Source organism: Citrobacter sp. ABFQG, assembly GCF_004322975.1.
GTDB lineage: Bacteria > Pseudomonadota > Gammaproteobacteria > Enterobacterales > Enterobacteriaceae > Citrobacter > Citrobacter freundii.
Window position 1 is genome coordinate 2,281,524 of record NZ_CP036435.1, and the last position, 24,751, is coordinate 2,306,274.

20 protein-coding genes are annotated in these 24,751 nt (G+C 51.1%); 15 read left to right on the forward strand and 5 right to left on the reverse strand.

The features are described from left to right. The first annotated feature begins 82 nt into the window (after window positions 1-82). From modA to modC, 3 genes are read left to right on the forward strand one after another with little or no spacing between them, the layout of a single operon-like run. Window positions 83-856 carry a molybdate ABC transporter substrate-binding protein gene (modA, locus tag WN16_RS11085; protein WP_003023029.1) on the forward strand — a complete coding sequence of 258 codons (774 nt, stop codon included), beginning with the start codon at window positions 83-85 and terminating at the stop codon, window positions 854-856. Beyond that, window positions 856-1,545, forward strand: coding sequence for a molybdate ABC transporter permease subunit (modB, locus tag WN16_RS11090; RefSeq protein WP_003023032.1), 690 nt, complete (start codon window positions 856-858; stop codon window positions 1,543-1,545). The genes modA and modB overlap by 1 nt, the downstream gene beginning before the upstream one ends. Window positions 1,546-1,547: 2 nt before the next feature. Continuing rightward, window positions 1,548-2,606 (forward strand): molybdenum ABC transporter ATP-binding protein ModC, encoded by a 1,059-nt coding sequence (modC, locus tag WN16_RS11095; protein ID WP_003837092.1) that lies wholly within the window; start codon window positions 1,548-1,550, stop codon window positions 2,604-2,606. On the opposite strand, the gene WN16_RS11100 is transcribed toward modC, so the two are convergent. Further along, the gene (locus WN16_RS11100; RefSeq protein WP_044701079.1) at window positions 2,607-3,425 is read right to left on the reverse strand and encodes a pyridoxal phosphatase; all 819 of its coding nucleotides are present in this window, start codon (window positions 3,423-3,425) and stop codon (window positions 2,607-2,609) included. It lies immediately after the preceding gene. A gap of 165 nt (window positions 3,426-3,590) precedes the next feature. Here WN16_RS11100 and pgl point away from each other — a divergent pair, with 165 nt between their 5' ends. From pgl to WN16_RS24505, 3 genes are all read left to right on the forward strand, one after another. After that, window positions 3,591-4,586: a 6-phosphogluconolactonase gene (gene pgl, locus WN16_RS11105; protein WP_003023041.1), complete on the forward strand. Its 996-nt coding sequence runs from the start codon at window positions 3,591-3,593 to the stop codon at window positions 4,584-4,586. Window positions 4,587-4,968: 382 nt separating this feature from the next. Next, window positions 4,969-9,864: a hypothetical protein gene (locus WN16_RS11110; protein ID WP_242670823.1), complete on the forward strand. Its 4,896-nt coding sequence runs from the start codon at window positions 4,969-4,971 to the stop codon at window positions 9,862-9,864. A gap of 32 nt (window positions 9,865-9,896) precedes the next feature. Next, window positions 9,897-10,415 carry a hypothetical protein gene (locus tag WN16_RS24505; protein ID WP_224769962.1) on the forward strand — a complete coding sequence of 173 codons (519 nt, stop codon included), beginning with the start codon at window positions 9,897-9,899 and terminating at the stop codon, window positions 10,413-10,415. A gap of 47 nt (window positions 10,416-10,462) precedes the next feature. On the opposite strand, the gene WN16_RS11115 is transcribed toward WN16_RS24505, so the two are convergent. Continuing rightward, complete coding sequence (locus WN16_RS11115; RefSeq protein WP_003837077.1) at window positions 10,463-11,746, reverse strand: putative acyl-CoA thioester hydrolase; 1,284 nt, start codon at window positions 11,744-11,746, stop codon at window positions 10,463-10,465. A 224-nt stretch (window positions 11,747-11,970) separates the two neighbouring features. On the opposite strand from WN16_RS11115, the gene hutI reads away from it, so the two are divergent. The 5 genes from hutI (at window position 11,971) to hutH (ending at window position 18,283) form a co-directional block, all read left to right on the forward strand. Then, entirely contained in the window at window positions 11,971-13,194 is a 1,224-nt protein-coding gene (gene hutI / locus WN16_RS11120; RefSeq protein WP_044701082.1) for an imidazolonepropionase, read from the forward strand. Further along, the gene (gene hutG, locus WN16_RS11125) at window positions 13,191-14,132 is read left to right on the forward strand and encodes a formimidoylglutamase (protein ID WP_003023056.1); all 942 of its coding nucleotides are present in this window, start codon (window positions 13,191-13,193) and stop codon (window positions 14,130-14,132) included. Before hutI ends, hutG begins: the two co-directional genes overlap by 4 nt. A gap of 87 nt (window positions 14,133-14,219) precedes the next feature. Next, window positions 14,220-14,939 (forward strand): histidine utilization repressor, encoded by a 720-nt coding sequence (locus WN16_RS11130; protein WP_003837073.1) that lies wholly within the window; start codon window positions 14,220-14,222, stop codon window positions 14,937-14,939. Between the two features lie 136 nt (window positions 14,940-15,075). Next, window positions 15,076-16,761, forward strand: coding sequence for a urocanate hydratase (hutU, locus tag WN16_RS11135; protein ID WP_044701083.1), 1,686 nt, complete (start codon window positions 15,076-15,078; stop codon window positions 16,759-16,761). Between the two features lies 1 nt (window position 16,762). Then, a complete protein-coding gene (hutH, locus tag WN16_RS11140) occupies window positions 16,763-18,283 on the forward strand; it encodes a histidine ammonia-lyase (protein ID WP_003837068.1) in 1,521 nt (506 codons plus the stop codon). A 95-nt stretch (window positions 18,284-18,378) separates the two neighbouring features. On the opposite strand, the gene WN16_RS11145 is transcribed toward hutH, so the two are convergent. Continuing rightward, window positions 18,379-18,855: a kinase inhibitor gene (locus WN16_RS11145; protein WP_044701085.1), complete on the reverse strand. Its 477-nt coding sequence runs from the start codon at window positions 18,853-18,855 to the stop codon at window positions 18,379-18,381. Window positions 18,856-18,912: 57 nt separating this feature from the next. Continuing rightward, window positions 18,913-20,202, reverse strand: a complete 1,290-nt coding sequence (bioA, locus tag WN16_RS11150) for an adenosylmethionine--8-amino-7-oxononanoate transaminase (protein ID WP_044701086.1) — start codon at window positions 20,200-20,202, stop codon at window positions 18,913-18,915. Between the two features lie 76 nt (window positions 20,203-20,278). Between bioA and bioB the strand changes: the two genes are divergently transcribed. From bioB to bioD, 4 genes are read left to right on the forward strand one after another with little or no spacing between them, the layout of a single operon-like run. Beyond that, on the forward strand, window positions 20,279-21,319 hold the full coding sequence (gene bioB, locus WN16_RS11155) for a biotin synthase BioB (RefSeq protein ID WP_003837062.1): 1,041 nt from the start codon (window positions 20,279-20,281) through the stop codon (window positions 21,317-21,319). Next, window positions 21,316-22,473, forward strand: coding sequence for an 8-amino-7-oxononanoate synthase (gene bioF, locus WN16_RS11160; protein ID WP_044701088.1), 1,158 nt, complete (start codon window positions 21,316-21,318; stop codon window positions 22,471-22,473). Before bioB ends, bioF begins: the two co-directional genes overlap by 4 nt. After that, on the forward strand, window positions 22,457-23,212 hold the full coding sequence (gene bioC, locus WN16_RS11165; protein ID WP_044701090.1) for a malonyl-ACP O-methyltransferase BioC: 756 nt from the start codon (window positions 22,457-22,459) through the stop codon (window positions 23,210-23,212). The genes bioF and bioC overlap by 17 nt, the downstream gene beginning before the upstream one ends. Next, window positions 23,205-23,903: a dethiobiotin synthase gene (bioD, locus tag WN16_RS11170; RefSeq protein ID WP_003035179.1), complete on the forward strand. Its 699-nt coding sequence runs from the start codon at window positions 23,205-23,207 to the stop codon at window positions 23,901-23,903. The genes bioC and bioD overlap by 8 nt, the downstream gene beginning before the upstream one ends. Here bioD and WN16_RS11175 read toward each other — a convergent pair. Next, complete coding sequence (locus WN16_RS11175) at window positions 23,869-24,591, reverse strand: ATP-binding cassette domain-containing protein (RefSeq protein WP_003035181.1); 723 nt, start codon at window positions 24,589-24,591, stop codon at window positions 23,869-23,871. The genes bioD and WN16_RS11175 overlap by 35 nt on opposite strands. Window positions 24,592-24,751 lie beyond the last annotated feature (160 nt).

Consider the following 24,751-nt stretch of genomic DNA (forward strand, 5'->3'; position numbering starts at 1 on the left):
AATTGGTATCAATAACCACTGGGAAAATCCTGGTTTAATCGTTATATTTGCGCCTACATAACGAAACGCAAAGGAGTTACAGATGGCACGTACATGGTTACGCTTGTTTGCAGGGGCAACACTTTCTCTTACTGTTGCCGGACATGCGCTGGCGGATGAAGGAAAGATTACCGTTTTCGCAGCGGCTTCGCTGACCAACGCGATGCAGGACATTGCAACGCAATATAAAAAAGAGAAGAACGTTGATGTTGTCTCCTCTTTTGCTTCTTCTTCCACACTGGCGCGTCAGATTGAAGCAGGCGCACCGGCCGATCTGTTTATTTCTGCCGATCAGAAATGGATGGACTACGCGGTAGACAAGAAGTCGATTGATACCGCAACGCGTGAAACGCTGTTGGGTAACAGCCTGGTGGTGGTTGCGCCGAAAGCCAGCGCACAGAAAGACTTCACCATCGACAGCAAAACCAACTGGACCAGTCTGTTGAACGGTGGGCGCCTGGCTGTTGGCGATCCGGAACATGTTCCGGCAGGCATTTATGCCAAAGAAGCGCTGCAAAAACTGGGTGCATGGGATACCCTGGCCCCGAAACTGGCTCCTGCTGAAGACGTGCGCGGTGCGCTGGCGCTGGTAGAGCGTAACGAAGCGCCGCTGGGGATCGTCTATGGTTCTGATGCCGTCGCCAGCAAGGGCGTAAAAGTTGTGGCGACTTTCCCGGAAGATTCGCACAAAAAAGTGGAATACCCTATCGCGATTGTTGATGGGCACAAAAACGCAACGGTTAGCGCGTTCTATGATTACCTGAAAGGACCGCAGGCTGCTGAAATCTTTAAACGTTATGGATTTACGACCAAGTAATGATACTGACCGATCCTGAATGGCAGGCCGTTATACTGAGCCTGAAAGTTTCTTCCCTGGCCGTGTTGTTTAGTCTGCCATTTGGGATCTTCTTTGCCTGGCTACTGGTGCGATGCAAGTTCCCGGGCAAAGCGCTGCTCGACAGCGTACTGCATTTGCCACTGGTTCTGCCGCCTGTGGTGGTGGGGTATCTGCTGTTGGTCTCTATGGGACGGCGCGGATTCATTGGCGAATGGCTGTACGACTGGTTTGGCATCACTTTTGCCTTTAGCTGGCGTGGGGCGGTGCTGGCCGCTGCGGTGATGTCCTTCCCGCTCATGGTGCGGGCTATTCGTTTGGCGCTGGAAGGTGTCGACGTCAAGCTGGAGCAGGCGGCCCGCACACTGGGAGCCGGACGCTGGCGCGTCTTTATGACCATTACGTTACCGCTGATGCTGCCCGGCATTATTGTTGGTACGGTGCTGGCGTTTGCGCGTTCCCTTGGGGAATTTGGTGCAACCATTACCTTTGTTTCCAATATTCCTGGTGAAACCCGCACCATTCCTTCGGCGATGTATACCCTGATCCAAACTCCCGGCGGCGAAAGCGCGGCGGCGAGGTTATGTATCATTTCAATTGTGTTGGCGCTGATTTCGCTGCTGATTTCTGAATGGCTGGCGCGTATTAGCCGTGAGCGGACGGGGCGATAATCATGCTTGAACTTAATTTCTCCCAGACGCTGGGGACGCATTGTCTGACGCTCAACGAAACGCTGCCAGCGAGCGGCATCACCGCTATTTTTGGCGTTTCCGGTGCGGGCAAAACCTCACTGATTAACGCCATCAGTGGTCTGACGCAGCCGCAGTCCGGGCGCATCGTGCTCAACGGTCGGGTCTTAAACGACGTCGAGAACGGTATCTGTTTAACGCCGGAAAAACGCCGGGTGGGCTATGTTTTCCAGGATGCGCGCCTGTTCCCGCACTATAAAGTGCGCGGCAACCTGCGTTACGGAATGGCGAAAAGCATGGCCGGACAGTTTGATAAGCTGGTGGCGTTGTTGGGCATTGAACCGCTGCTTGACCGTCTGCCAGGCGGTCTTTCTGGCGGTGAAAAGCAGCGTGTCGCCATCGGTCGGGCGCTGCTGACCGCGCCTGAGTTATTGCTGCTTGATGAGCCGTTAGCCTCTCTGGATATACCGCGTAAACGCGAACTGCTGCCTTATCTGCAACGCCTGGCGCGGGAAATTAATATTCCGATGCTGTACGTCAGCCACTCGCTTGATGAGATTTTGCACCTGGCAGATAAAGTGATGGTGCTGGAAAACGGGCAGGTCAAAGCGTTTGGTTCGTTGGAAGATGTCTGGGGCAGCAGCGTGATGCACCCCTGGCTGCCTAAGGAACAGCAAAGCAGTATTCTGAAAGTCAGCGTGCTGGAACATCATCCACACTACGCGATGACCGCGCTGGCGCTTGGCGATCAGCATCTGTGGGTTAACAAGCTGGAACAACCGCTGCAAACCGCGCTGCGTATTCGTATTCAGGCCTCTGATGTTTCATTGGTACTGCAACCGCCGCAACAGACCAGTATTCGTAATGTTCTCCGGGCAAAAGTCGCGCAATGCTATGACGATAACGGTCAGGTGGAAGTTCAGCTTGAGGTGGGCGGTAAGACGCTGTGGGCGAAGATCAGCCCATGGGCCAGGGATGAACTGGGTATCAAACCTGGCCTGTGGCTGTACGCGCAAATTAAGAGCGTATCGATTACCGCCTGATTACAGCAGGTGAGAGTAGATAAATTTCGCGATGCTGTCGGTGGTGTTATCACCAATCACGATGTTGGCGCGGGCTTTGACCGCGTCATCCGCGTTGCCCATCGCCACGCCAGTGCCTGCGGCTTCCAGCATGCTGATATCGTTAAAGTTATCGCCAAAGGCAATCACGTTTTCCATTGACCCGCCCTGTGCTTCTATCCACTGGGTCAAGCGTCGTCCTTTACTGTTGCCTTTACGGGCAATGTCGACCTGATCGTGCCAGGACCATTCACACTCCAGCCCCAGCTGTTGCTCGACATACCGGCCAAACTGCTGCAGTTTCGGAATATCATCGTCGGTCAGAGCAAATTTCCAGACGGCGTTAACGTCATGCGCCGCCTGCGCCAGCGAAGGAACCTGGGTGAAGGTCGGGCGCTGTTCCGGCGGCAGCGTTTGTGCCCAGTTAGCGGTACGCACTACATGCCCGGTAGGGCGCTCATACAGCATGGCCTCATCCACATACATCAGCCCGTGGATCTGATGTTCATCCAGCATTTCGATCAGCTGTAATGCCTGGTCTACCGGAAGGGGATCGGATTCCAGCACCTTTTTTGCTTGATAATCATACAAATAGGTACCGTTACAGCAAATTGCAGGTGTATCCAGCGCCAGTGCCTGATAAAAAGGATGAATAGCAACGTGATGGCGACCTGTGACAATGATAAGTTGGTAGCCTGCTTCTCTGGCGCGCGAGAGCGCTTCGAGAGAAGATGGCAGCAAGGTTTTTTTCGGGGTCAAGAGGGTACCGTCTAAATCCAGGGCAATCACGCGTGCGGTCATAGGTTTATCCAGATTAAGGTTGAGAATTATGTCTGTTGGAATGGTACACCGAGACGGGAGCCGGACAAAATTCTGAGCCTTAATTAAGCATTCACCGTTAAAAGCGTCTACCTTAGGCGTGTGTCAGGCAATTGCAGCCACCTGCCAAAAAGCAAAGGAGTATTCATGAAGCAAACCGTTTATACCGCCAGCCCTGAAAGTCAGCAAATCCACGTCTGGAGCCTGAATCACGATGGTTCTCTGACGCTGACACAGGTGGTTGATGTGCCGGGTCAGGTACAGCCGATGGTCGTCAGCCCGGATAAGCGTTACCTCTATGTTGGCGTGCGCCCGGAGTTTCGCGTGTTGGCTTATCGTATTGCGCCTGATGACGGTGCGCTGACCTTCGCGGCAGAGTCTGCGCTGCCGGGTAGCCCGACGCATATTTCTACCGATCATCAGGGACGTTTCGTGTTTGTGGGTTCTTATAACGCTGGCAGCGTGAGCGTCACGCGTCTGGAAGATGGTCTGCCGGTGGAACTGGTTGACGTGGTTGAGGGTCTGGATGGTTGCCACTCAGCCAACATCTCTCCGGATAACCGTACCCTGTGGGTTCCGGCGTTGAAACAGGATCGTATCTGCCTGTTTGACGTAAGCGATGATGGCCATCTGGTCGCGCAGGAACCGGCTGAAGTGACTACCGTGGAAGGCGCGGGCCCGCGTCATATGGCGTTCCATCCGAATAAGCAATATGCCTACTGTGTGAACGAACTGAACAGCTCTGTTGATGTCTGGGAGCTGAAAGATCCGTACGGCAAAATTGAGTGTGTGCAGACGCTGGATATGATGCCTGCAGATTTCGCTGATACCCGTTGGGCAGCAGATATTCATATCACACCTGATGGGCGTCATCTGTATGCCTGTGATCGCACCGCCAGCCTGATTACGGTCTTTAGCGTGTCTGAAGACGGTAGCGTACTGACTAAAGAGGGTTTCCAGCCTACCGAAACTCAGCCGCGTGGTTTTAATATCGATCACAGCGGAAAATACCTGATTGCCGCCGGGCAAAAATCGCACCATATCGCGGTGTATAAGATTGCAGGCGAACAAGGACTGTTGACAGAGAACGGTCGTTACGCGGTAGGACAAGGACCGATGTGGGTGGTGGTTAACGCGTACTAACAATAGCGACGCCCGTTAGCGGGCGTCGCTATCTTTAAGATTGATTGCAAATACTTTTACTGTTTCTGCTTGTTTAATTCCCTTCTACAGTAGGCTGGACTTGCGTTTCTGCTGACGATTTAGTTTCTTCCTTTTTTCTGCATTAAATATCACTGAATTTTTGCGTAAAAAATTTTCGGAAAATGGAGCGTTTTTTGAAATTTTCCATTCAAAGAGTATGAGATTCTATACGGTGAAAAGAATAGATTCTACATCTAATCTATCAGGCCAAAAACTTTCCAGAGCCGAAACATGTCACACCATTCGACGTCTTTCTGATTGTCGACCGAAAAGTGAAGCTACGGCGACTATTAATGTGCCTCTAAAATCGCAGGTTAGTGTCATGGGAACCTTGACCCTTGATTCTGGCAGCGGTGATGGCAAGGGTACCCTTAATTTACATGTACCAGCTAAACATGTTGGTAATGCTCTGGTCCACTATTCCTTGGTCGAGAAGGATGATGGGACTACATTTGCCAGAACGTTAGACAGAAAAGAGAGAATGACACTCATTGCTGAAAGTGCCACCGATAGTAAAGGAAATAAATTAATCAGTACTAAAGGAATTCAATATAACGGTAAGATCATTTCATGGGATAATATAATTGCCTGGCAGGAGCCTGAGGCAAAATATAGTAATTTTGACAAGCCAAATAATATTGCGAATTTAAAGTTATTTATCCGTGAGAAAAGCCAGAATATCATTCTTAACGAAAATAATGCACTTCCTCTCGGCGTGTTATATGGAAAAGAATCTTTAGAGACACACTTCCCCACACTTCTGGATACATCAAAATATTCTCAAGAGAATAAAGTCAGTGAATATGTAAAATCTCTTGTTCATGAATTTGGCAGTGGTGTTCCTGCCAGGGTTATAGGTATAGGAATAGATGCTGATGTTAAGGAGTTTTTTGGAAAGGATAAGCTGTATCATTTGCAGAATAATATCGATTCTATGTTCCATTATTCCAATGGAAAGAATATAGAAGCGCTACAACAAAGTAAACGCCATGCAGATTCTCAGGCTCTAACGCGGTCTACGGCTAAAAAAAACTACGCGAAAGGGATTGATGCACTGTGTACGGACTGGTCCGCAAAAACAATGAAAGGCTGGACAGATAAAGATAAACTCCGTTGTGCTGCTATTGAGAATGTTATAAAAAAAGGATGGGTTGAAAATATATCACAATCTGATGCGGAAAAATATCTTCCGACAATTTATAGTAGTGATAAATTCAAGAGCTATATTGATACTGTATATGCTGATTCTGGCTATCTATCCGCCTTGAGTACCATGGTTAACAGTAATGATTTTAGCAATATACAAGATGTTAAAGTATTGTCGTCAAGATCGGAAAATATCAAAAAGGCTATTTCTAAGTTAGAGGATATGGCATCCCTGAATCCAAAAAAAATAAAGAGTGAACTGAAACGAAAGGAAATGGAGTTACTCAATCATCTGGAGGATAATGGCATCACGGATGATGATGCCAAAACTTTAGAATACGGACAAGAGATTGGTAAACTAGCCAGACAGTTGAATCTGTTAAAAAATAAAGCATATCGTAAAGAAATTATCTCACTTAAAATAGAGTTGAAAAATATCACCGAAGCAGAACCAGAACCCGGTAGTATAGCGAGTATGGTTGCGGTGTGTCTTAAAAACAATAATGTAGAAAATGAGTTTTCTCAGAAAGGTATTAATACGCTCAGGGAATTGAGAGATAGCAAGATATCTGGGCTTCACGAACTTAAAAAAAAATATGAGCGAGAAAGTTCAAGACAGCAAATTGCCTGGCTGGATAACCACATTGAGTCTTTTGCAGTTAAAGATGCTATAAAAGACTTCTCTGTCGTGAGGTCATACTACCATGACTTATCGCCGAAAGATAAAGTTCTTTTTTTACAACAAGAATCTGCTATGGCGTGGGATAAGTATGCCTCGTATTCAAGTAAAGAACATACATCGGGCAACAGGGAGTTAGCCAGAAAATATCATCATCTGGCAATTACCAGAGAAAGTCAGTTGAAGTATTTGCTTTCGTCAATAGAAAAAATGGTCGATATAAAAGGTGCCGCTTTTACATTTTCATCTCATGCGCTTAGAGAGATCAGCACGCTTAATGACGATAAATTAACTTCTGTAAACGAAATGGCGCTAAGCCATCATCAGAATAAAGAATCTAAAGAACAATGTCGCGCAACTGAGAAACAGGCAAAAAGAGTTAATGAGTTTCTAAAATGGGTTAGTGATTTACCGCAAAATGCAAAAACTAACGCTACAGTAGGGCAACCCAGTCAGCCTGAAGCGAATGAGCATATTGTTGATACACAGACAACTGAAGCTGTAGTGAATCAAGCCAGTGAGCCAGACCTGTTTATCGATATGTTGCCAAGTGAAGAAGAAGTAGAGCAATCCAGTGAATCAGGAGCGGAAGACCCGCTCTTTGAGCTGTTGGCAACCGACGCAGTAGTGGGGCAAGCCACTGAGCCAGTAGAGAAAGATCTGTTTATCGATATGTTGTCAAACGAAGAAGAAATGGGGCGAGCCAGTGAATCTGTAGAGGATACACTGATTGTAGGGTTAAATTCTGGTAAAGAAACCATTGTTTCAAATACATCTACAGTATCGACTGGTTCAACTGTTCCTGTGGAGCCGAATACTCCTGAGTTTAAAATAACATTTAATAATGAAGTATATACGTTAAAAAATGTAAATGCTCTTGAGGAAATGGCAAGGAAAACCTCTGATAGAGCAGAAAAAAAAGAGATGCTTAAAGAAATTGAACGGCAAAAGTCAATTTTTAAAAAAATTAGTATCCCCTATGATGGTGTTGAGTTTACTGAAAAAGGTATGTGTGTCACTAAGTTGGAAAAGCAAGGAGATGCAGAACATAAAAAATTTCTTAAGGTCGAGGTTAAATATTTTTATGACTCCAATGGTAAGCTCGATGAACTTGCAACAGAATATAAACCAATATCTGGCAATGGGGATCTTAAAATACCGGGGGTGAATGGTAAGATTTATACTATTCCTGGTTGTATTTATAAGAAATATGAGAGAGGGTTGGCTGCTTCTCATTTCTATGAGTATTTTAAGCAAGTAGAGGAGGCAAAAACAACCCGTTCTTCACATGAAGGTTTTATCGAATATATTGATTCATTAATAAATGAAAACAGATTTGATTATATAAGAAGCATGACACCATCGGAATTGGATGATTTTCGCGAGCAAGTTGGAGGTATATCTCAGCAAAAGCTGATAGATAGTACTACTAGCAAGATCGAAAGCTATTTTAAGCCGCAAATAGCGGAAAATGAAAATAATCCTGGTCAGGAGAACATTATCAGTATTAATTCTGGTAATAGAATTCCCATTATCAATAGTGAGACTAAAGGTCTTGATCCGAGATTAATGACCATTGTCAATAAGTTTCCGGGTGTTTTTGAAAAATATAAAAATAATGGCAATAACTTTTCAAGCAAAGTTATTTCTGAGTTTTGCAAAAGTAATGAGAGTGAAGTTAGAAATATTCTTGCAGAAAATTATATTGAGTTGAAGAGTGAAGGCGGAATTTTTCTTCGTTTTATGGCAGATCTTTTATTTGTTGCATCCAGGGTAGACTCAGGTGCTCCTTATCTATTGAAGGATGAATCAACCGTACAAATAAAATCGCTATTATCTCCCGACGTTGAAGGTTTCCGTTCAAATGGACTAACATCTATAAAGTTTAAAAATGGAGTTGATTTGCCACTAAATGAATTATTTGTTAAAAAAAGATATAGTGGGGCAGATGTTACTATCGATGTGAAAAATAAATTTAATTACCCCATTATTAATGAAACGACAAGTTTTAAAGATAAATTTATGTGGCAAGAGGAAGTAAAAACCAGTGTTAACAATTCAAGAGTATTACTTGATGTTGTTGTTCCCACTGGTCGTATTGCGCAGGAAGTTATTAAAAATGATGATATCAGTGAGGTGAATATTGAATCTCAACTTTATAAATATGATCTTTCAATACTTGAAAAAATGGGGGTAGATAAAACTCAATTTGTTGAGGTGATTAATAATTTTAGATTAAAGAACAGCGGTTTGTTGGAGGTTTATCAAGATGAAAAATATAATTGTGATAATTCTGACGGCAACTCCTACTTTGATTTTAAAATGATTGAAACTAACTCGGATTTCAAGAAGAAATTTAATCAATTTTTTGGAGAAAAGTACTCAGACCCATCACTGGGTAGCATTTCTGCATTTGGTGATAATGAGATAAGTGACGATCTGTCGGATGTGGCGAGACCTAGAGATTATCTTGATGATATGATTGATGCTCTTGTACAAGATGACAATGTTTCACTACCTAAAACGGGTACGGATAAACCCACAGCAGCTGTTTCTGTGGAATCCATGTTGTCACCGGTAAGCGAGAATATTTCGCAGGAGTTGCCGCTGCGAACCTTGGCGCCGTCTCAATCATTGCAAGAAAATAATGTAATTGGCAAAACGATGAGTGGCCGGGAAATCCGCCGTCTACAGGAGTCCTCCCGTTCGCGTGTCAACAACAGCAATGAAATTTATATTCAAAAAAATGAGAAAGTAGTAGAAAATAGCCAGAATACCGACAAAATTAAACGTCATGATGAATCCGTGATATCAACAGATGGTGTGCACCAGTCTCAAAAAGTCAAAGAGACAGTAAATGCACCAAGTTCCGATTTGACGCCTGAAAAATCGCTATCGATTGGTACAAACCTCAAATTATTAATTGGTGATAATGGTAAATATTCATTTTCGCCAGATATTCCAAAGGGATCTGTTCAGTCAATAGACGGCCTCCAGTCTTGGCGAGTGTCTTCTCTACAAAATAAGGTCGATAGCGTTGCTTTTATGGAGCTTTATCATGACCAATTTGTTGATAAAGTTCTCAATTCAGATTTAAAAGATGAAATACTTACTCAAGCTCTTATTCGCTATGTGAAAATAAATATAAATGAAAGTGCAAGTAAATATATAAATAAACATAAAAATAAAACTGATATTTTTAAAGTTGCTAGCTATAAATTGACACCAAGCAAGTCTATTAAGGCTATTGCCCCCAATTTTAATAGGAAAGAAAAAATTGATGCTATGGCTAATATTCTGAAATCAAAGGCTGAATATTTATTGCACAGTAATGAGTTTGCTAATGTAATCCATGACATGGAAGTGCCGAGCGATAAAAAAATAGTCTGGTGAACATTAAGGCGAGTTATGAAGATTTTTTGTCTATGTATCGTCGTATGCTAGTAGGACCAGGGGGGTTAATACCTGATGAGGGGCTTGCATATCGTATATATAATGGATGTCTTCAGGTAGTAAGAATAAAAGACAATGCTATTACGTCAACCAGTTACAGTCTTTCTGAAGGGACAAAGCCCAAGGAACTGTTTATCCCAAATCTAGTGACTACTAATATGACTATTGAAACCCACGATGCTACTGTTTTAAGTACATTCTTAGATGCTAAAGTTACACCTATGACTGACCCTGCCTTTATAAAGGAGTTATCAATGGATAAATTGATGTCAGATATGTTAGAGCTGGCAAAGAAGCAAGAGCATGATAGGATTGATACACAACTTGATGATAACGATCCACATGTTTTGGAGCCATCATTGAGTAATGAAAATGAAACTGCCGCTGTACAGCCTGCAGATGATTTACTTCAAAGCAAGACTCCAGAACGCGGACTCAGCAGAAAAGAACTCAACCGCCTTTACAGCAACCGGCCAGTGCTGGCGCAATAAAAAGAGTGACATATTCAGGGATGGCGGTAAGCCATCCCTTTTCGCTGTTACTGCTTCGGCTCGGCAACCACTTTGCTACCGATACCGCGGTTGTTGTATTCCCACATGCGGTTGAAGTTGGTGTCGTTCAGGTTGCGCTGGATTTCACCTTTGTCATCTTCCGCACCGGTATTACCGGCAAATGGGCGTTTTGCGATAACGCTGTCAGCCCATGGTTTTGCCATGTTAAAGCCTTCGTTAATCACGCTGTCACGGATAACGACCTGACCGTTAGTGTTGGAGTCGACATCCAGCGATCGGCCTAACTGCGCCACGCCATCGCCGCTTGCCGTGAAGCGGCTATTAATCGCCAGGAAACCGTAGTAGATGTTTGACAGAGTAGCCGGTGCGAACACGTAACCTTCCTGCTGCGTACGGGAATTCACAACACGGAAATCGGTGTTCTCGAACACCACTGCGCCACGACCAGAAACGATATCCACATCACCTTCAATGTAGCTGTTGGTTACCAGCGTGCGAGGCTGACGATCGTTTTCCAGACGGTTTTGTACGCCGCTGTTGGTTACAAAGAACGTATTCTGACGACCCAGAATATTGACCTTGTTGATCTGCACTTTATCACCATCGGTACGCAGTGCAACGGCCGGGTGGTTGCCTGCATCAACGCTATCACCCAGGTTGTTTTCGATGGTCAGGTTCTGCAATTGCAGACCGTTGTTTTGCGACCAGACGACGGCAGAACACATCACACCAATATTTGTGCCACGTTTGTTCTGGCAATTATCAAACATATACCACGCAGGTTTACCCGGCATATATTTACCGCCTGGGTTCACCGTACGACGCCAGTCTGCGGTGCTCATGTCACCGTCAATGGCCTGGCCAATTTTTACATCCAGCGGTTTTTCGCCCATACCGTACAGCGTCAGGCTACCCGTTGCTGCCGGGATGTACACCGTGCCTTGATACTCGCCCGGCATAATCGCGATGTACTGACGTTTGTTCGTACGTTTGATGATTGCCGCATCCACCGCAGCCTGAATGCTGGTATGGGTTACGCCCTGAGTGCCTGCCGGGCCAACGACGAAGTCAGGTTGTGCAGGCAGAGAAATTGAAGAAGGGCTCCATGGCGCGGTGTTTGGCGTCAGCGCGGAAAAATAGTGCGCAGCAACGAAGTTTTTCGCTTCATTGGCCGACAAGATCGGGCGCGAAGAGGTACCTGGCGCGGTCTGATCGGAAGGAATTTGATCGGGCGGCGTAGAGCTACAGGCGGTCAGCGTCACGCCAAAAGCCATTGCCAGCGCCAGACGGGAAACTGATGATATGTTCACAGGTTGCTCCGGGCTTTGAAAGTTATCCATTAAAGCCTGCTTTTTTATACTAAGTTGAGCGAAACGGGAAGGCGAAAAGGTAAAAAGTTGTTTTTTATCGCAGCAATGTCTGGCGCGGAGAGTCTTTATATCACAAATAGATAACAATTATGGCTCTTCAGGTTGACAACATCCCTATAATCAAAAATAAATGTCTATACAACCTATGACAAGTGGTGAGTCGAATGCAGCAATTCTTCCCTGATGATGTTATCTGGCGCAATGTTCGTCTGGCGACTATGGATCCTGAACGTGGTACCCCATATGGGCTGGTGGATGGTCACGCGCTGATCGTCCGCCAGGGCAAGATTCGCGATATCGTCCCAGAATCATCGTTATATCTCACACATGACAATACTTTTGATATGCAGGGCCGGCTGATTACGCCTGGCCTGATTGATTGCCATACGCATCTCGTCTTTGGCGGAAACCGCGCAGGTGAATGGGAGCAGCGGTTAAATGGTGTCTCCTACCAGCAGATAAGCGCTCAGGGTGGGGGGATCAATGCCACCGTATCGGCGACCCGCAGCGCCACGGATGAACAACTCTTACACGTAGCTCATCAGCGGATGGAACAGCTGATCAAAGAAGGTGTTACGCTGTTGGAAATAAAATCCGGCTACGGCCTGGATTTGCCGACAGAAGAGAAAATATTGCGCGTGGTGGCAGCGCTGGCGGCAGAGAATATCGTTGAAATCAGCCCGACGCTGTTGGCTGCGCATGCGACGCCAACGGAATTCAGGGATGATCCTGACGGCTATATTACGCTGGTGTGCGAGACCATTTTGCCGCAGCTGTGGGAACAAGGGCTGTTTGAGACCGTTGATCTGTTCTGTGAAAGCGTTGGTTTTTCGTTGGCGCAGAGTGAGCGGGTGTTTCAGGCTGCGCAGGCGCTGGGCATCCCGATTAAAGGCCATGTCGAACAACTGTCATTGCTTGGCGGCGCACAGTTGGTAAGCCGCTACCACGGGCTATCCGCCGATCATATTGAATACCTCGATGAAGCAGGTGTGGCGGCAATGAGCCAAAGCGGTACGGTCGGCGTGCTGCTGCCCGGCGCATTCTATTTCCTCAAAGAGCAGCAGCGCCCACCGGTAGCGTTGCTGCGTCAATATCAGGTACCGATGGCGGTAGCGACAGATTTTAACCCCGGTACCAGCCCGTTTATCAGCCTGCACTGGGCGATGAATATCGCCTGCGTTCAGTTTGGCTTAACGCCGGAAGAAGCATGGGCGGGCGTAACCCGTCATGCGGCCCGGGCGCTGGGGCGTCACGACACCCACGGTCAATTGAAGGCCGGGTTTGTGGCCGATTTTGTGGTGTGGGATGCCACACTTCCTGTTGAGATCCTGTATGAACCAGGACGCAACCCGCTCTACCAACGCGTATTCAAAGGACAAATAGCATGACTCACTGGCAACCTGCTTCACCTGCGCTATGGCAGGGACGTGATGACCGGGCCGAATCGCCGAATGCGCTGCGCCTGTTTCAGACTATCACCCAGAGCCCGACGTTTAGCCCAGAAATGTATCGCGAGCAGATAGCGTTGCTCGGGTTTGCCTGCGACGAAGGTGTTAAACGTAATCAGGGGCGCACGGGAGCTGCCGGAGCGCCCGATGTGCTGCGCAAGGCGCTGGCGAATTTAGCCAGCCACGATGGGCATCATCGACTGGTGGATCTGGGAAATATTGTGGCGCAGGCCCCCGATCTTGAGGGCGCGCAGCAGGCGCTACGCAATGCAGTACAGCGTTGCCAGCAGGAAAATATGCGCACCTTTGTTTTGGGTGGCGGACACGAAACCGCATATGCCCATGGTGCAGGTGTGCTGGACGCATTCCCGCAGGCGAAAGTGGGGATAGTCAACTTCGATGCGCATCTCGATTTGCGCCATGCCGGGCAGGCTACATCCGGTACGCCGTTTCGCCAGTTGGCGCAGCTTTGCGATGAACAACAGCGTGAATTTCACTATGCCTGTATCGGCGTCAGCCGGGCGGCAAACACCCAGGCGCTTTGGGATGAGGCCCAGCGGCTCGGTGTGACCGTAGTGGAGGATCTGCATTGTGGTACGGCGCAGGCGCAGCTAGCGCAGTTCATTGCCAATCTGGATGTCATCTATCTGACAATCGACCTCGACGTGCTGCCGGTGTGGGAAATGCCCGGTGTGTCGGCCCCCGCCGCGCTTGGCGTACCGTTGGCGACGCTGCTGAGACTGATTGAGCCTCTGTGTTGTAGCGGTAAACTACAGGCGGTGGATATGGTTGAATTTAATCCACGCTTTGACGATGATGGCAGGGCGGCGCGGGTTGCGGCGCGATTAGGCTGGCAAATCGCCCACTGGTGGCACTGACATACCTGATGGCGTTGCGCTTATCAGGTTCGGGTAATGCCTGTAAACTGTACCCACTCACATTTTCAGCTTAAGGAAGGCTCACGCATGCTCCCATCCCGTTCTGCTCCGGCTCCTTTTTACGAAAAGGTCAAACAGGAGATCAGCGAAAAAATTGCCAGCGGTATCTGGCAGCCTCACGATCGCATTCCGTCTGAGGCAGAGCTGGTGGCGCAGTATGGTTTCAGCCGCATGACCATCAACCGGGCGCTGCGTGAGTTAACGGATGAAGGTTTACTGGTGCGTTTGCAGGGCGTGGGGACGTTTGTCGCCGAGCCAAAAGGTCAGTCCGCGCTGTTTGAAATTCGCAGCATCGCGGATGAAATCAACGCCCGTCAGCATCAGCACCGGTGCGAAGTGCTGACGCTGGAAAGAACCCGGGCAAACGCGCAGCAGGCTTTGGTATTAAACGTCAAAGAAGGCACCTCTATTTTTCACTCTGTCATGGTGCACTACGAGAACGATCTGCCAGTACAGATTGAAGATCGCTGCGTGAATGCCGAAATTGTGCCCGAGTATCTGGGGCAGGATTACAGCCAGACCACGCCGCACGCATACCTTTCACTGATAGCCCCCTTGACCGAAGGTGAGCATATTGTTGAGGCCGTTCGCGCCAGCGCCGAAGAGTGCGCGCTGCTGAACATCAAAGAACACGATCCCTGCCTGCTGATCCGCCGCAAGACCTGGTCCGCGTCATCCATTGTCTCTCATGCCCGTTTGCTGTTCCCTGGTTCCCGCTATCGACTGCAAGGGCGGTTTATGTCCTGATACAGGAGATGAAAACCGTGATTGCTGACGCAATATAATAAAAATGTATCTTAATTGTTAAAATCATCCTTGCGGTGGCTTGTATAGACAAGTATATGTTACTTATCTATCCGACGTTCGCGAGGAGTTTTCTGTCATGTCCCATAGCAAATATCGTCAGCAGGATATTCGTGCCCCACGCGGCACCACCTTAACGGCCAAAAGCTGGCTGACCGAAGCGCCGCTGCGCATGTTAATGAATAATCTGGATCCCGATGTGGCGGAAAATCCACATGAGCTGGTGGTTTACGGCGGGATTGGCCGCGCCGCACGGGACTGGGAATGCTATGACGCCATCGTCAACGCGCTGACCAAACTGGAGACCGATGAGACGCTGCTGGTCCAGTCCGGAAAACCGGTAGGCGTATTCAAAACTCACGACAACGCACCGCGCGTGCTGATTGCCAACTCCAACCTGGTGCCACATTGGGCTACCTGGGAACATTTCAACGAACTGGACGCCAAAGGGCTGGCGATGTACGGCCAGATGACCGCCGGGAGCTGGATCTACATCGGCAGCCAGGGGATCGTGCAGGGGACTTATGAAACCTTCGTTGAGGCCGGGCGTCAGCATTATCAGGGTAACCTGAGCGGGCGCTGGGTATTGACCGCCGGACTGGGCGGCATGGGCGGGGCGCAGCCGTTAGCCGCTACGCTTGCGGGGGCGTGTTCGCTGAACATTGAATGCCAGCAAAGCCGAATCGATTTCCGTCTGCGTACCCGTTACGTGGACGAGCAGGCGACATCGCTTGACGATGCGCTGGCGCGTCTCGACAAATACACTCGCGAGGGTAAAGCGGTCTCCATTGCGCTGTGTGCGAACGCCGCCGACGTTGTGCCGGAACTGGTGAAGCGCGGTGTGCGCCCGGATATGGTCACCGACCAGACCAGCGCCCACGATCCGCTGCATGGTTATCTGCCGTCTGGCTGGAGCTGGGAAGAGTATCAGGCAAAAGCGGTGTCCGATCCGCAGGGCACGGTGCAGGCGGCGAAACGTTCAATGGCAACGCACGTTGAGGCGATGCTGGCGTTTAGCAAAATGGGCGTGCCAACGTTTGATTACGGCAACAACATTCGCCAGATGGCCAAAGAGATGGGCGTGGAAAATGCCTTTGATTTCCCCGGCTTCGTACCTGCTTATATTCGACCGTTGTTCTGTCGCGGCATTGGCCCGTTCCGTTGGGTGGCGCTGTCCGGCGATTCGCAGGATATTTATAAAACAGATGCCAAAGTGAAAGAGATCGTGGCAGATGATAAGCACCTTCATCACTGGCTGGATATGGCGCGTGAGCGGATTAATTTCCAGGGTTTACCGGCGCGTATCTGCTGGGTCGGCCTGGAGTGGCGTCAGAAACTAGGGCTGGCGTTTAATGAAATGGTGCGCAGCGGTGAAGTATCCGCGCCAATTGTTATTGGCCGTGACCATCTGGACTCCGGTTCTGTTGCCAGCCCGAACCGCGAAACTGAAGCTATGCGCGACGGTTCAGACGCCGTATCCGACTGGCCGCTGCTGAACGCGCTGCTTAACACCGCCAGCGGCGCGACCTGGGTGTCGCTGCATCACGGTGGCGGGGTCGGTATGGGCTTCTCTCAGCATGCCGGGATGGTGATTGTTTGCGATGGCACCGATGAAGCCGCGGCGCGTATCGCCCGGGTCTTACATAACGATCCGGCGACCGGGGTGATGCGTCACGCCGACGCCGGATATGACATTGCGGTGGAATGCGCCGTCGAAGAAGGGCTAAATTTGCCGATGGTTGCCGCGACGCAGGAGAAACGCTGATATGAACACCATGACACTCACGCCGGGCCATCTGAGTTTTATCCAGCTACGTGAAATCTGGCAGCAGCCGGTCAAACTGAGTCTGGATGCCGGGGCGATCGATGCTATTAACGCCAGCGTCGCCTGCGTCAATAATATTGTCGCTGAAGGCCGTACGGCGTATGGCATTAATACCGGCTTTGGCCTGCTGGCCCAGACCCGTATCGCCACGGAAGATTTGCAGAATTTGCAGCGTTCGCTGGTGCTTTCCCATGCGGCAGGTGTCGGCGAGGCGCTGGACGACGCGATGGTGCGTCTGATTATGGTGCTGAAAATCAACAGCCTGGCGCGCGGTTTTTCCGGTATTCGCCTGAGCGTGATTGAAGCGCTGATTGCGCTGGTGAATGCCGAGGTATATCCGCTGATCCCGGCGAAAGGCTCCGTGGGGGCATCGGGTGACCTGGCGCCACTGGCGCATATGTCTTTGACGCTGTTGGGAGAAGGGAAGGCGCGCTGGCAGGGTGAATGGCTCCCGGCGACCGAAGCGCTGAAAAAGGCCGGGCTGGAGCCGATAACGCTGGAGGCAAAAGAAGGGCTGGCGTTGCTCAACGGCACCCAGGCTTCGACGGCCTTTGCGCTGCGCGGGCTAATTGAAGCTCAGGAACTGTTTGCGTCTGCAACGGTGTGCGGGGCGCTGACCACCGAAGCCGTGCTGGGTTCCCGTCGTCCGTTTGACGCCCGTATTCACGCCGCGCGAGGGCAGCGTGGGCAGATTGATGCCGCAACGCTGTATCGTCACGTATTGACCGACACCAGCGCGCTTTCGCAGTCGCATCATAACTGTGAGAAAGTGCAGGATCCGTATTCTCTGCGCTGTCAGCCACAGGTGATGGGGGCATGTCTGACGCAAATGCGCCAGGTGATGGATGTTCTGCTGGTGGAAGCCAATGCGGTTTCCGACAACCCGCTGGTATTTGCCGAAGAGGGGGATGTCATATCTGGTGGCAACTTCCATGCTGAACCGGTGGCGATGGCAGCAGATAATCTGGCGCTGGCGATTGCGGAAATCGGCTCGTTATCGGAGCGACGCATTGCGTTAATGATGGATAAACACATGTCGCAACTGCCGCCGTTTTTGGTGAAAAACGGTGGGGTGAACTCCGGCTTTATGATTGCTCAAGTCACGGCTGCCGCGCTGGCGAGTGAGAACAAAGCGCTGGCGCATCCGCATAGCGTAGACAGTTTACCGACGTCCGCCAACCAGGAAGATCACGTATCTATGGCTCCGGCGGCGGGGCGCAGACTGTGGGAGATGGCAGCAAATACGCGCGGCGTGATTGCCGTAGAGTGGCTGGCGGCGTGTCAGGGGATTGACCTGCGTGAAGGGTTAACCTCAAGCCCGCTGCTGGAGCAGGCGCGCCAGGCTTTACGCGAGCAGGTTGCTCATTACACGCAGGATCGCTTTTTCGCACCGGATATCGAGTGCGCGACCGAACTGTTAGCGCAAGGAACGTTGCTGAAATTGCTGCCTGAATTTCTGTAGAAAATTGCCTGATGGCGACGCTGACGCGTCTTATCAGGCTTACGGTCTGCTTTGTACGCCGGATGAGGCTAAGCCGACATCCGGCACAACAGAACTTAGCTAAATATTGCGGTAATAGAAGCGCTGGCGAGCGAGTGGAAATGGACGTTAAATCCAACCATCGCGCCGCTGGCGTCCTCATCGACATCAATACGCTCCACATCCAGTGCGTGAACTGTAAAGATATAGCGGTGGGTTTCCCCCTTCGGCGGCGCAGCGCCACCATAACCGGCTTTACCAAAATCCGTGCGTGTTTGCAGCACGCCTTCCGGCAACGCAACCAGCCCCGAGCCGTAACCTTGTGGTAAAACCCGGGTATCTGCAGGCAGGTTAACCACCACCCAGTGCCACCAGCCGGAGCCGGTTGGCGCATCAGGATCGTAACAGGTCACGACAAAGCTTTTAGTCCCGGCGGGCACATCATCCCATGCCAGATGCGGGGAAATATTATCCCCGTCATATCCCATGCCGTTAAAGACGTGGCGATGAGGAAGCTTTTCGCCATCGCGCAGATCGTTACTGATTAGTTTCATGCTGACTCCTCTCGTTAGCCAAAAAGTGTAGCCAGAAACCGTAGAGCTTACCGCCGATTAATCGCTAAAAAATGTTGCATTGCGCACAGCCTCATTGACGGCCTGGGTCAGACGACGCAGTTGTTCGGGCTTGATGATGTACGGCGGCATCAGATAAATGAGCTTACCAAACGGTCTTACCCACACGCCCTGTTCGACAAAGAACTTCTGTAACGCGGCCATATTCACCGGATGCGTGGTTTCTATCACGCCGATGGCACCAAGCACGCGTACGTCGGCGACCCAACGGGAATCTGCCGCCGGGGCGAGTTCTTCACGCAACTGCGCTTCAATGGCCGCGACCTGCGAGCGCCATTCGGCGGTTTCGAGCAGCGACAGGCTGGCAGAGGCGACGGCGCAGGCCAGTGGATTACCCATGAAAGTCGGGCCGTGCATAAAACATCCGGCTTCACCGTTACTGATGGTTTCCGCAACCAGGCGCGTGGTCAGGGTGGCGGAAAGGGTCATCGTTCCGCCGGTTAACGCTTTTCCAAGGCACAAAATGTCCGGAGTGATATCGGCATGCTCACAGGCAAACAGCTTGCCCGTGCGACCAAATCCGGTGGCGATTTCATCGGCAATCAGCAAAATGCCTTCCCGGTCACACATCTTACGGATGCGCTTTAACCACTCAGGATGGTACATGCGCATGCCGCCAGCGCCTTGCACAATCGGTTCAAGGATCACTGCCGCAATTTCGTGGCGATGTGCGGCCATCAGACGGGCAAAAGGCACCATATCCAGTTCGGCCCATTCGCCGCCCATCCGGCTTTGCGGAGCGGGCGCAAACAGGTTATCAGGCAGATAACCCTTCCACAGACTGTGCATCGAGTTGTCAGGATCGCAGACCGACATCGCGCCGAAAGTATCGCCGTGATAACCGTTACGAAATGTCAGGAAACGCTGACGGGATTCACCTTTGGCCTGCCAGTATTGCAGCGCCATTTTCATCGCGACTTCCACGGCGACCGAACCAGAATCCGCGAGAAAAACGCACTCCAGCGCCTCGGGCGTCATCGCCACCAACTGGCGACACAGCGCAATAGCCGGGGCATGGGTAATGCCGCCAAACATCACGTGCGACATGGCATCAATCTGTGTTTTCATCGCGGCATTCAGCTGCGGGTGATTGTAACCGTGGATCGCCGCCCACCAGGATGACATGCCGTCAACCAGCTTCTCACCGCTGGCTAATATCAGTTCACAACCTTCGGCACTGGCCACCGGATAAACCGGTAGCGGGGAGGTCATGGAGGTGTAAGGGTGCCAGATATGGCGTTGGTCAAACGCAAGATCGTCCGTTGTCATAATCGACTTGTAAACCAAATTAAAAAGATTTAGGTTTACAAGTCTACACCAAACTAACAACGAAACGTATACCAATATGGCTCATTCTTCTCGCTGGACAATGTCGCAAGTCACCGAATTATTTGAAAAACCGCTGCTGGATCTGTTGTTTGAAGCGCAGCAGGTTCATCGTCAGCATTTCGATCCGCGGCAGGTACAAGTTAGTACGCTGCTGTCGATTAAGACCGGTGCTTGCCCGGAAGACTGCAAATACTGCCCGCAAAGTTCCCGCTATAAAACCGGACTGGAAACGGAACGTTTGATGGAAGTTGAACAGGTTCTGGACTCTGCCCGTAAGGCGAAACAAGCCGGTTCAACGCGGTTTTGCATGGGCGCGGCGTGGAAGAACCCTCACGAACGCGATATGCCGTACCTGGAACAAATGGTTCAGGGCGTGAAAGAACTGGGGCTGGAAGCCTGTATGACGCTGGGCACGCTGGACGAATCTCAGGCCCAGCGCCTGGCCAATGCGGGTCTGGACTACTACAACCACAACCTCGACACCTCGCCGGAATTTTACGGCAATATCATTACCACCCGTTCGTATCAGGAGCGCCTGGATACGCTGGATAAAGTGCGTGAGGCGGGCATTAAAGTTTGCTCCGGCGGGATTGTGGGGCTGGGTGAAACAGTGACCGACCGCGCGGGTCTGCTGCTGCAATTAGCGAATCTGCCGACGCCGCCGGAAAGCGTGCCGATCAACATGTTGGTGAAAGTGAAGGGCACGCCGCTTGCCGATAACGACGACGTAGATGCTTTTGATTTTATTCGTACTATCGCCGTCGCGCGTATCATGATGCCGACCTCATACGTACGTCTTTCTGCCGGGCGCGAGCAGATGAACGAACAAACCCAGGCAATGTGCTTTATGGCCGGGGCCAACTCGATTTTCTACGGATGCAAACTGCTGACCACGCCGAACCCGAACGAAGATAAAGATTTATTGTTGTTCCGTAAGCTGGGTCTTAACCCGCAGCAAACGGCGGTACTGGCGGGTGATAACGAACAGCAACAACGTCTGGAGCAGGCGCTGCGTACCCCGGATACCGACGATTACTACAACGCGGCAACCGTATGACCTGGCAGCAAAAAATAGACGATGCGCTAACGGCGCGTCGTCGTGCTGATGCGTGGCGTCGGCGCTATGCAGTGACACAGGGTGCTGGTCGCTGGTTACAGGCTAGCGGTCGTCAGTATCTGAATTTCTCCAGCAACGACTATCTCGGCTTAAGCCACCATCCGCAAATTATCTGCGCGTGGCAGCAGGGCGCTGAGCATTTTGGCGTCGGCAGTGGCGGCTCGGGCCATGTCAGCGGTTATTCCGTTGCGCATCAGGCGCTGGAAGAAGAGCTGGCGCAGTGGCTCGGCTATTCCCGGGCGCTGTTGTTCATCTCCGGTTTTGCCGCTAATCAGGCAGTGATAGCCGCATTGATGGAAAAAGACGATCGCATTGTCGCCGACAGGCTTAGCCATGCCTCGCTGTTGGAGGCCGCCAGCCTTAGCCCTGCTGTTTTACGTCGCTTTACCCATAACGATCCGCAACACCTGGAGCGTCTGCTGACTTCCCCCTGTCCGGGGCAGCAGCTGGTGGTCACTGAAGGCGTATTCAGCATGGATGGCGATAGTGCGCCGCTGGCAGAAATCCACGCGGTGGCGAAACGGCAGGGCGCGTGGCTGCTGGTGGATGATGCGCATGGGATTGGCGTAAGCGGTGAGGAAGGGCGCGGTTCGTGCTCTCGACAACAGGTGAAACCTGAGCTGCTCGTAGTGACGTTTGGCAAAGGGTTTGGCGTCAGCGGTGCGGCGATCCTGTGTTCTGATAGCGTGGCCGACTATCTGCTGCAGTTTGCCCGCCATCTGATCTACAGCACCAGCATGCCTCCGGCGCAGGCGCAGGCTTTACGCGCTGCGCTGGCGGTGATCCGCAGCCGTGAAGGCGATGAACGCCGGGAAAAGTTAGCGATGCTGATCCAGCGTTTTCGCGCTGGGGTGAATACTACGGATTTGACGCTGGCGCATTCAGACAGCGCTATTCAACCGCTGATCGTTGGCGACAATCATAAAGCCCTGCAACTGGCACAGACATTACGGCAACAGGGATGCTGGGTTACGGCAATTCGCCCACCAACGGTGCCCATTGGTACGGCCAGATTACGGCTGACGCTGACCCAGGCGCATGAGGTGCAGGATATCGATCGTCTACTGGAGGTGTTGCATGGCGCAGGTCAATAAACAGGCGATTGCCGCCGCGTTTGGCCGCGCTGCCACCCACTATGAGCAACACGCAGAGCTACAACGTCAGAGTGCCGATGCGTTACTGGCACAACTCGATGGCCGGGCGTTCTCACGGGTTTTGGACGCGGGCTGTGGGCCTGGGCGTATGAGTCGCTACTGGAGGGAGCAGGGGGGTGAGGTCTGTGCGTTGGATCTTTCGGCGCAAATGCTGGCTGAAGCGCAGCGTCACGATGTTGCCCATCACTATCTGCTGGCGGATATCGAAGCCATTCCGCAGGCCGCTGCCACTTTCGACCTGGCCTGGAGCAATCTGGCCGTGCAGTGGTGCAGCGACCTACGCGGTGCGTTAAGCGAGCTATACCGGGTGGTGCGTCCTGGCGGAACGGTGGCGTTTAGTACCCTGGCGCAAGGTTCGATGCCGGAACTTCGTCAGGCGTGGCGAACAGTTGATGACCGGGAGCATGCCAACCGTTTTTTGCCCGTGGAGCAACTGGAAAACGCGCTGTGCGGCTGGGACGTTGAATACCAGTCTCATGCCGTCACGCTGTGGTTTGACGATGCGCTGAGCGCCATGCGCTCGTTGAAGGGTATTGGTGCGACGCATTTGCATGATGGACGCGAGCAGCGTGTGCTGACCCGCTCGCAACTGCGTCAGCTACAGCTCGCCTGGCCCTGTCAGCAGGGGAAATATCCGCTGACCTATCATCTTTTTTTGGGAGTGATTCAACGTGACTAACACGTATTTTGTCACCGGGACGGACACTGAAGTAGGTAAAACTATCGCCAGCTGTGCGTTGCTTCAGGCGGCGGGACAGTTGGGATTGCGAACCGTCGGCTATAAGCCGGTGGCGTCAGGCAGTGAAATGACGGATGAAGGTCTGCGAAACAGTGATGCGCTGGCGCTACAGCGCAACAGCGTTGTAGCCGTGGATTATGCAGCCATCAATCCGTATACCTTCGCGGAACCTACCTCACCGCATATCATCAGTGCTGACGAAGGGCGCCCCATTCAGGCCTCCGTGATGTCTGCGGGTTTACGCCTGCTTGAAGAACAGGCTGACTGGGTATTGGTGGAAGGTGCAGGCGGATGGTTTACGCCGCTTTCGCCAACGCTGAGTTTTTCTGACTGGGTAAAAGAGGAACAACTGCCGGTGATTCTGGTGGTTGGCGTTAAGCTCGGTTGTATCAATCATGCCATTTTGACCGCCCTGGCGGTGCAGCAGGCCGGGCTGACGCTCGCCGGATGGGTTGCCAATGATGTGACGCCCCCCGGCAAGCGTCATGCTGAATATATGGCGACGCTAAAGCGTGCGCTTGCGGCTCCGCTGCTGGGGGAAATTCCCTGGCTGGCAGAAGAGCCGGAGCAAGCATCGACAGGTCGTTATATCGATCTTAGCGTTTTGTCTCTGGCATCCACCAGTCGTTGATTAGCGGGTCGCTGAATTGTGTTATTTGCCCTTGAGCCACGTTGCGGCCACGATGTAACAAGCAATAGCAGTCGGCGACCCGACGAATGAACGGCAGGCTCTGCTCCGCGAGCATAATGGTGATGCCAAGCTCCTGGCTTAGCCTCACAATCAGATTCCCCAGTTTGTGGATATACGCCTGGCCTGTTCCTCGTGTGGGCTCATCGAGGATCAGCAGACGCGGGCGAGTGACCAACGCGCTGGCGAGTGCAAGCTGGTGCTGATTTTCCTCCGACAATGCTACCCCTTTGGCCTGACGCAGTACAAACAGCTGTGGAAACAGGCGGTAAATATCGCTGCTGTTCATTGCTTCGCTTTCCTCAACCGCCTGGCGCGCAATGTGCAGATTTTCCTCTACCGTCAACTGCGAAAAAATTCGCCGCTCCTGTGATACACAGTTAATACCTAGTGCAATGCGCTTTGCCGCCGGAATCTGAAGCAGATCGCAAGGTGGTGCGCCAGCCTGATGCCAGAACATGGTTCCGCTCTCAATCGGTAAATTGCCGATGATGCAATTGGCAAGCGTAGTCTTTCCCATCCCTGGAAGACCCAGCACGGCGGTACATTTACCGGGCAACAGGTCGAGATCGACATCCCAAAGCGAGTGTTGATTACCGTAATAGTGATTCACTGCACGAAGACTCAACATAGATTTCTCCCTCATGATGATATCCGCCTCGCGGAATGGTGGTCGGGAGAAAACTGCAAATCTCTTGCCAGAAGCGGAATTGGGGAAAAATACAGCAGGATGGCGTGCAACGCTGGCGCTAAATTCTTACTGACCGCATTCCTGACGTTCTTTTGTGCAC

What these genes read in the sequence shown, in the direction of transcription:
- bioF (WP_044701088.1), top strand. Translation starts at nt 21,316, where the DNA reads ATGACCTGGCAGCAAAAAATAGACGATGCGCTAACGGCGCGTCGTCGT.
- bioB (WP_003837062.1), top strand. Translation starts at nt 20,279, where the DNA reads ATGGCTCATTCTTCTCGCTGGACAATGTCGCAAGTCACCGAATTATTT.
- WN16_RS24505 (WP_224769962.1), top strand. Translation starts at nt 9,897, where the DNA reads ATGTATCGTCGTATGCTAGTAGGACCAGGGGGGTTAATACCTGATGAG.
- hutH (WP_003837068.1), top strand. Translation starts at nt 16,763, where the DNA reads ATGAACACCATGACACTCACGCCGGGCCATCTGAGTTTTATCCAGCTA.
- WN16_RS11110 (WP_242670823.1), top strand. Translation starts at nt 4,969, where the DNA reads ATGGGAACCTTGACCCTTGATTCTGGCAGCGGTGATGGCAAGGGTACC.
- modB (WP_003023032.1), top strand. Translation starts at nt 856, where the DNA reads ATGATACTGACCGATCCTGAATGGCAGGCCGTTATACTGAGCCTGAAA.
- WN16_RS11130 (WP_003837073.1), top strand. Translation starts at nt 14,220, where the DNA reads ATGCTCCCATCCCGTTCTGCTCCGGCTCCTTTTTACGAAAAGGTCAAA.
- pgl (WP_003023041.1), top strand. Translation starts at nt 3,591, where the DNA reads ATGAAGCAAACCGTTTATACCGCCAGCCCTGAAAGTCAGCAAATCCAC.
- modA (WP_003023029.1), top strand. Translation starts at nt 83, where the DNA reads ATGGCACGTACATGGTTACGCTTGTTTGCAGGGGCAACACTTTCTCTT.
- hutI (WP_044701082.1), top strand. Translation starts at nt 11,971, where the DNA reads ATGCAGCAATTCTTCCCTGATGATGTTATCTGGCGCAATGTTCGTCTG.
- hutG (WP_003023056.1), top strand. Translation starts at nt 13,191, where the DNA reads ATGACTCACTGGCAACCTGCTTCACCTGCGCTATGGCAGGGACGTGAT.
- hutU (WP_044701083.1), top strand. Translation starts at nt 15,076, where the DNA reads ATGTCCCATAGCAAATATCGTCAGCAGGATATTCGTGCCCCACGCGGC.
- bioA (WP_044701086.1), bottom strand. Translation starts at nt 20,202, where the DNA reads ATGACAACGGACGATCTTGCGTTTGACCAACGCCATATCTGGCACCCT.
- bioC (WP_044701090.1), top strand. Translation starts at nt 22,457, where the DNA reads ATGGCGCAGGTCAATAAACAGGCGATTGCCGCCGCGTTTGGCCGCGCT.
- WN16_RS11100 (WP_044701079.1), bottom strand. Translation starts at nt 3,425, where the DNA reads ATGACCGCACGCGTGATTGCCCTGGATTTAGACGGTACCCTCTTGACC.
- WN16_RS11145 (WP_044701085.1), bottom strand. Translation starts at nt 18,855, where the DNA reads ATGAAACTAATCAGTAACGATCTGCGCGATGGCGAAAAGCTTCCTCAT.
- modC (WP_003837092.1), top strand. Translation starts at nt 1,548, where the DNA reads ATGCTTGAACTTAATTTCTCCCAGACGCTGGGGACGCATTGTCTGACG.
- WN16_RS11175 (WP_003035181.1), bottom strand. Translation starts at nt 24,591, where the DNA reads ATGTTGAGTCTTCGTGCAGTGAATCACTATTACGGTAATCAACACTCG.